This window comes from Protofrankia sp. CiP1_Cm_nod4, assembly GCF_982290645.1.
Window position 1 is genome coordinate 5,530 of record NZ_CEVIVC010000079.1, and the last position, 5,578, is coordinate 11,107.

The following is a 5,578-nucleotide window of genomic DNA, read 5'->3' on the forward strand; positions in this document are numbered from 1 at the left end:
GCGGCCCGGGTCATCTGGTGACGACGAACGGCGTGACGTCCCGCGGCGGGCGCGGCTCGGGCGGGCGTGCCGGGTGGCCGGCCCCCACCGCGCCCATCGGCTGCCAGTCCGCCGGCAGGCGCAGCACCTCGCGGACCACGTCCGGGCAGAACAGGGTGCTCGACACCCAGCACGACCCCAGGCCCTCCGCGGCCAGGCTGACCAGCATGTTCTGCACGCCGGCCCCCATCGCGACCAGGAACATCCGCTCCTCGGCGGCGGCCCGCCGGCGGTCGGGATAGCCGTGGGCGCCGTCGGTGACCAGGCAGGGCACGACCAGGACGGGCGCCCGGCGCAGGACGTCGCCCCGCCCCAGCCGGCGGGTGACCGCGGCCGGGCCGAAGCCGTCCGCGCGCAGGTCCGCCGCCCACGCCTCGGCCATCCGCGCCAGCAGCTCGTCGCGGGCATCGGTGACGACCACGAACCGCCACGGGGTCGTGTGGTGCGGGGCCGGGGCGGTCACGGCGGCGGCGAAGGCGCGCTGGAGCGCCCGCGGGTCCACGGGCGCGTCGCTGAACTCGCGGACCGTCCGCCGGGCGGTGACCGCCGAGCGCCGGGCCTCGGCGGTGCCGAGCCGGAACATGTCCTCCGCCGCCGGGCGGACCAGCGCCCGGGCCCCGCGACCGTCGTCGGTGAGCGCGCGGAAACCGCGCACGAGCGCCACCGGCGCCCCGGAAAGCTTCCGTTTGACCAGGTCAGCCGCGGCGGCCAGCTCGTCCGCCTCGGCGATCTCGGTCATGCCCAGCTCGTTGCCGTACGGGTCGACGTCGCCGATGTGGCTGCGCAGCGCGGCCAGCCCCGCGACACCGATCGCGTGGTCGGTCAGGCCGGCCCGCCACGGCCGGCCGGCGGTGTCGCTGACGACGACGCCCACGGACACGCCCAGGCGGGCCCGCAGGCCGTCGACCAGGGCCCGCGCGCTCGCGTCCGGGTCGAGCGGCAGCAGGGCGATCTCGTCCTTGCGGACGTTGGACGCGTCCACCCCGGCGCCCGCGAGTACGAAACCGTGCCGGGTCTCGACGATGCGGGTCGGCCCCCGGGCGGCGACCTCGCGGACGGTCTCGGCTTCGATGGCGGCCAGCCGCGTGGCCTCCCGGTCGCCGCCCGCGGGGACCAGCCGTCCCTCGGCCTTTGAAATGATCTTTGAGGTGACGACGAGGATGTCGCCATCGCGTAACGTGACATTCTGAGCGGCGAACGCGGTCGCGATGATCGCGGCGAGGTCGTCGCCGGCGCGTATCTCGCCGATTCCCGTGACGGCGGTGACGGACAGTGATTCAGACACCGGCAAGCTCCAGGGCCGCGCGGACGATCCCGATGGTCGCGTCGATGTCCGTCATCAGCAGCGGCCTGGCCTTCACCGTGACGCCGGGCACCTGCGCGCCGGTGTCGGCGGTGTCGACCAGCCAGCCGTCGAGAATCCCGCCGGTATCGGCGCCGGCCGTGCCACCGCCGGCCCCATGGCTGCCAGCCCCAGCACCGCCGGCCCCATGGCTGCCAGCCCCAGCACCACTGGCCCCACCGATCGCGTCGCTGCCGGCCGTGCCATCGATGGTCTCGCCGGTGCCGGCCTCGCCGCCACCCTCACCCGTGGCGGGGGTACGGCGGGCGCCGTAGTGGGCGCCGACCGCGGCCGCGGTGGTGGCCACGCCGATCGCGCGCAGGCAGGCGTCCGCCATGCCGCGCACCGGGGCCCCACCGATGATCGGGGACACTCCGATGACGGGCGCGGGTGTCGCGGCCAGCGCCGCCCGCAGCCCGGGCACGGCGAGGATCGACCCGATGGACACCACCGGGTTCGACGGTGGGAGCAGCACGACGTCGGCGTCCGCGAGCGCGTCGAGCACCCCCGGCGCCGGCCGCGCCCGCTCGGCCCCGAGCGAGATGATCTCCTGGGCCGGGGTGGCGGCGCGCATCCCCAGCCACCACTCCTGGAAGTGCACGGCCCGCCGCCCCTGGTCGGTATCGACGACCACGTGCGTCTCGACCCGGTCGTCACTCATCGGCAGCAGGCGCAGCCCCGGCTGCCACCGCCGGCACAGCGCCGCGGTCACGTCGGTGAGCGAGTAGCCGGCGTCGAGCATCCGCGTGCGGACGAGGTGGGTGGCGAGGTCGCGGTCACCGAGCCCGAACCAGGCCGGGCCGACGCCGTAGGCCGCCAGTTCCTCGGCCACGGTGAACGTCTCCGCCTCCCGGCCCCAGCCCCGTTCGGTGGAGATCCCCCCGCCGAGGGTGTACATGACCGTGTCGAGGTCGGGACAGATGCGCAGGCCGTGCAGGGTGATGTCGTCACCGGTGTTGCCGATCACCGTGATGTCGGCGTCGGGCAACGCGGCCCGCACACCGAGCAGGAAACGGGATCCCCCGATGCCGCCCGCGAGCGCTGTGATCCTCACCGCGCCCTCACGTCCCGCGCACTCACGCCCCGTGACTGTGTCACCGTTCGACCCTATCCGCATGCCGTCACCGGTGACGGCCGGGCCGGCCGCCGCGGGCACCGCGGGCCGCGTCCCAGGGCCGCCGGCTCCTCGCGGCTGCCAGGCCCGGACAGGTGCCCGGAGCGCGGGAACCGGACCGCGAGAACTCGCGGAGACCGGCAAAAACCTATGGCCGCGGGCTCGTCGGCCGGGACGGTGGGGTGGTGGGCGGTGGAGAGGTGCCGGCCTCGGCCGCGCGGTGGTGGGTGGTGAACGCGGCCAGCAGGTAGCGCACCAGGCTGCTGGTCGGCCGGGTAGGAGCGGGATCGGCCAGCCCGCCCTCGATGGTGGCCACGACCGTGTCCGCGGCGATGTCCTGTTCCGTTGCGTCGACATGGTCGGCGACCGTGGCCAGCGCCAGGTCGTGCAGCCAGGAGCGCAGCCGTTCGTGGTACTCCATCACCATCGGGGAGTGCGGCGCGCGTTCGGCCACACAGGGATGCAGGGAACGCCGGCGCTCGACCGAATCCAGGGCCGCGAACAGCTTCTGCGCCGGATCGCCGTCGAGCGCGTCGATGCGGTCGACCTCACCGTCGAGCAACCGGTTGAGGACGGCGGCGAAGGCGTGGTCCTTCGACCGGAAATACCAGTAGACGGAGCCCGGCTCGATGCCCGCGGCCCGGGCGATTTCAGCGACGGAGGTGGCGGCGAAGCCGCGGGCGAGGAACTGCTGTTCGGCAATGGCCAACAGCGCGTCTATTCGCTCCTCGCGTGGGACCTCCTGACGGTTACGCGGCACCTGATCAGCCTAACGACCGGCGCTGCCATCGGTGTGCGGAAGGTCCCCGCGGCGATGGCACGTGATGGATGTCAACGGTTGTCGCCCGTTATCGGTGTATCCACCCGTCAAGGTCGCCATTTGTCCGGTCCGCTCCGTCACGCCAAGTTGTGATCTTGAAAAGATGGCGGATCGTATTGGATGCGCCGTATCTCTTGATTCTGCTTAGAGAGCGTGGGGAGACTGGATGTGCCACCGACATGCGGTGCGGTAACAGAAAGGACGATTCATGTCCCAGCCGAAGCCGCTCGTGATGCGTCACAGCCTCGACGTCCTCACGGCGACGCTGGCCCGGGCGCTGGCCGACGCGCGCCATCCACAGGTCGAGGCCGCCACCCGTTCGCAGGTACGCCGTAACGCGGGCAGGTCCCCGGCGCCGCCGGACGACTTCGGGGCCCGGCGCTGTGACCGGCTCGTCGTCCGTACCCGGACATACAACATTCTTGGTGTCGCCGGCCGGCTGCGCGCCATCACCACCTGACTGACGCCACGCTGGCACCACCTGCTGACCCGGACACGTCCGGTAGAGGTACCCGGACGCGTCCGGATGCGATGGCCGCCGACGGCGCGAAGAACATGATCGTGCCACTGAGGGCCTCGCCCGGTATCTGATCGCTGGGATTCGGATGGGTAGATGACGAGATCGCGGGAGCCCGCGCAGGGCCCGTCCCGGAGTACGGACAGCGACGCCACACCGCCGGTGACGCGGAAGGCCGGACAGGAGGCCGGACAGGAGGCCGCGCGGCCGGTACGGCCGGCCGCCCGGCCGGGCCGCGGGCCGCGTGACCGAGCAGCCACCGGCGCCGGAGCCGGCCTGGCGCCCACGGGCTCGGCGCTGCGGCGCGCGCTGCGCCGGGCCCGCGACGGCGTGCCGCTCGACGCGGTGGAGGCGGCTGTGCTGATGACCGCCCGCGGGGACGATCTCGTCGACCTGTCCGCGTCGGCGGCGCGGGTCCGCGACGCCGGCCTGCGCTCGGCCGGGCGCCCGGGCGTCATCACCTATTCGCCGAAGGTGTTCATCCCCCTGTCCCGGCTGTGCCGGGACAGGTGCCACTACTGCACGTTCGCGACCGTCCCGCACCGGCTGCCCGCGCCCTACCTGAGCCTGGACGAGGTCATCGGGATCGCCCGCGAAGGCGCGGCGGCGGGCTGCGCGGAGGCGCTGTTCACCCTGGGTGATCGTCCGGAGGAGCGCTGGCCGGCGGCGCGCCAGTGGCTGGACAGCCACGGCTACGACTCCACCCTCGGCTACCTGCGGGCGGCGGCCATCGCCGTCCTGGAGGAGACCGGGCTGCTGCCGCACCTGAACCCCGGGGTGCTGTCCTGGCAGGAGCTGGCCCGGCTCAAGCCGGTCGCGCCGTCCATGGGCATGATGCTGGAGACGACCGCTACCCGGCTGTGGTCCACCCCGGGCGGCCCGCACTACGGCTCGCCCGACAAGGAGCCGGCCCGCCGGCTGCGGGTGCTGGAGGACGCCGGCCGGCTGTCGGTGCCGTTCACCACCGGCCTGCTGCTCGGTATCGGCGAGACCTACCTGGAGCGCGCCGAGACGCTGTTCGCGATCAGGGCGGTGGCCCGCCGCTACGGCGGCATCCAGGAGGTGATCGTCCAGAACTTCCGGGCCAAGGACGACACGGCGATGCGGGACGCGCCCGACGTCGGCGCCGAGGAGCTCGCCGCGGCGGCCGCCGTCGCCCGGCTGGTGCTCGGCCCGTCCCCGCGGCTGCAGGCGCCGCCGAACCTGGTCGACCCGGACGAGTGCGCGCTGCTGCTGGCCGCCGGCATCGACGACTGGGGCGGGGTGTCACCGGTGACTCCGGACCACGTCAACCCGGAACGCCCCTGGCCGGCGCTGGCGGCCCTGACCGCGGTCACCGCGGCGGCCGGCTTCACACTGCGGCCCCGGCTGACCGCCTACCCGCCCTACCTGGACGAGCCATGGCTGGACCCCAGGCTGCGCCCGCACGTGGCCGCGCTGAGCGGACCGGACGGCCTGCTGCGCGCGGGGGCGGCCGCCGTGGGCCGCCCCTGGCAGGAGCCGGACGGCGGGCTCGCCGACAGCGGCCGGGTCGACCTGCAGGCGGCCATCGACGTCGCCGGCCGCCGCGGCGACCGGCGGGCGGACTTCGCCTCGGTCTACGGCGACTGGGACGTCCTGCGCGCCCAGGTCAGCGCCGCGGGCACCGGCGCGGACGGAGTGATCGGCACAGGCGCCCGCGCCGTGCCGGGCGACGCCGTGCCGGGCGATCCGGCCGAGGCCGTGCCGGGAGGCACTGCCGCGCCA

General features: G+C 74.3%; 5 protein-coding genes. 2 read left to right on the plus strand and 3 right to left on the minus strand.

The window, feature by feature from the left end:
• Window positions 1-10: 10 nt before the first annotated feature.
• From AC5LSR_RS15430 to AC5LSR_RS15440, 3 genes are all read right to left on the minus strand, one after another.
• Complete coding sequence (locus AC5LSR_RS15430; RefSeq protein ID WP_250285638.1) at window positions 11-1,324, minus strand: coenzyme F420-0:L-glutamate ligase; 1,314 nt, start codon at window positions 1,322-1,324, stop codon at window positions 11-13.
• On the minus strand, window positions 1,317-2,435 hold the full coding sequence (gene cofD, locus AC5LSR_RS15435) for a 2-phospho-L-lactate transferase (protein WP_250285637.1): 1,119 nt from the start codon (window positions 2,433-2,435) through the stop codon (window positions 1,317-1,319). The genes AC5LSR_RS15430 and cofD overlap by 8 nt, the downstream gene beginning before the upstream one ends.
• A 208-nt stretch (window positions 2,436-2,643) precedes the next feature.
• Window positions 2,644-3,255: a TetR/AcrR family transcriptional regulator gene (locus AC5LSR_RS15440; protein WP_250285636.1), complete on the minus strand. Its 612-nt coding sequence runs from the start codon at window positions 3,253-3,255 to the stop codon at window positions 2,644-2,646.
• A 268-nt stretch (window positions 3,256-3,523) separates the two neighbouring features.
• Here AC5LSR_RS15440 and AC5LSR_RS15445 point away from each other — a divergent pair, with 268 nt between their 5' ends.
• Window positions 3,524-3,775 (plus strand): hypothetical protein, encoded by a 252-nt coding sequence (locus tag AC5LSR_RS15445; protein WP_250285635.1) that lies wholly within the window; start codon window positions 3,524-3,526, stop codon window positions 3,773-3,775.
• Between the two features lie 153 nt (window positions 3,776-3,928).
• Window positions 3,929-5,578: 7,8-didemethyl-8-hydroxy-5-deazariboflavin synthase CofG (gene cofG, locus AC5LSR_RS15450; protein ID WP_493465169.1), on the plus strand; the 1,650-nt coding region annotated here is incomplete at its 3' end.

What these genes read in the sequence shown, in the direction of transcription:
- AC5LSR_RS15445 (WP_250285635.1), top strand. Translation starts at nt 3,524, where the DNA reads ATGTCCCAGCCGAAGCCGCTCGTGATGCGTCACAGCCTCGACGTCCTC.